This is a genomic window from Treponema sp. R6D11 (assembly GCF_054786075.1).
In genome coordinates, this window is the sequence record NZ_BDHD01000341.1 from 1 (window position 1) to 1,242 (window position 1,242).

Annotated in this window: 2 protein-coding genes; both read left to right on the top strand. The window is 50.8% G+C overall.

Annotated elements, in window-relative coordinates; translation table 11 throughout:
* A partial coding sequence (locus tag ACYVTD_RS12925) for an efflux RND transporter permease subunit (RefSeq protein ID WP_461248152.1) occupies positions 1–553 on the top strand: 553 nt, incomplete at its 5' end.
* A complete protein-coding gene (locus tag ACYVTD_RS12930; protein ID WP_461248153.1) occupies positions 550–1,131 on the top strand; it encodes a Gfo/Idh/MocA family protein in 582 nt (193 codons plus the stop codon). The genes ACYVTD_RS12925 and ACYVTD_RS12930, both read left to right, overlap by 4 nt.
* The last annotated feature ends 111 nt before the right edge of the window (positions 1,132–1,242 follow it).

Genomic DNA, 1,242 nt, shown 5'->3' on the forward strand with positions numbered 1-1,242 from the left:
GGTTTTCGGCGTTATGGCGAGCCAGTTTGAATCGTTTGTCGACCCGTTAATCATTTTCTTTTCGATACCGCTCTTATTCATAGGCGTTATATGGATATATAAATTCGGAAATCAGACAATGTCGATGTTTTCAATCGTAGGCATCGTCGCGCTTGTAGGAGTCGTGGTAAACAACGGCATCGTGCTTGTGGATTACACGAACACGCTGCGCGCCCGCGGAATGAAAGTTCGCGAGGCGTGCGTTGAAGCGGGGAAAAGGCGTTTACGCCCGATTTTAATGACAAGCCTTACGACGATTCTCGGAATGGCCCCGATTGCCTTTTTCCCCGGCGCGGGCGCTGACACGATTCAGCCTATCGGCAAAACATTTGTCGGCGGCCTGTTTGTAAGCACCTTTATGACGATTTTTGTAACGCCCGTAATGTATTCGGTCTTAAATTCAAGGCACGACAGGATAAAAGAAAAAAATTCGATGTCCACGCAAGCACCCGAAGCGACAGACGCGCCATTATCAGCAACCGCCGCAATCGAAAAAAATCAGGCAGAAGCATGAGCAAGCTAAAAGCCGCCGTTATCGGCCTTGGACGCATCGCTTCCCTGCTGGAAGAGGACGCTCTTAGGGAAAAACCCTGCACCCATGCTGGCGCAATCTCCGCCAACGAAGACTGCGTCCTTGCCGCCGGCTGCGACATTGACGAAGAGCGCAGAAATCTGTTCGCGCAAAAGTGGAAAGTTCCCGTTTACGAGGACGCGGCGGAAATGATCCGCGTCCAAAAGCCTGATATCGTCTCGATAGCGACCCACCCCGACAGCCACTACCGCTATTGCCGCCTTGCCGCCGAGAGCGGCGTTCATGTCGTCATCTGCGAAAAGCCGCTTGCGGACAACATCCGTGAGGCGCGAAAAATAACGCGTCTTGCCGAGAAGGGCATTGTCGTCATTACAAACCACGAGCGCCGTTACTCGCAAGATTATATTGAAGCGAAGGCGGTTCTTGAAGAGGAAAAACTCGGACGGCTTTTGGCGGTTCGCGCCTGCCTTTACATGGGAAAAACCACCCGCCTCGTAGACCAGCTTTGGCACGACGGAACGCACCTCGCTGACGCGATTAAAAACATCGACATTGTCTGATTTCCAAATTTATATATCAATAAACCGCATATAAAAAAGGGCGGTATCAAAAAAAAAATAATAAACGGGCCGAAAAACAATCCAAACTGGCCCCCCATAACGCCAAAAACA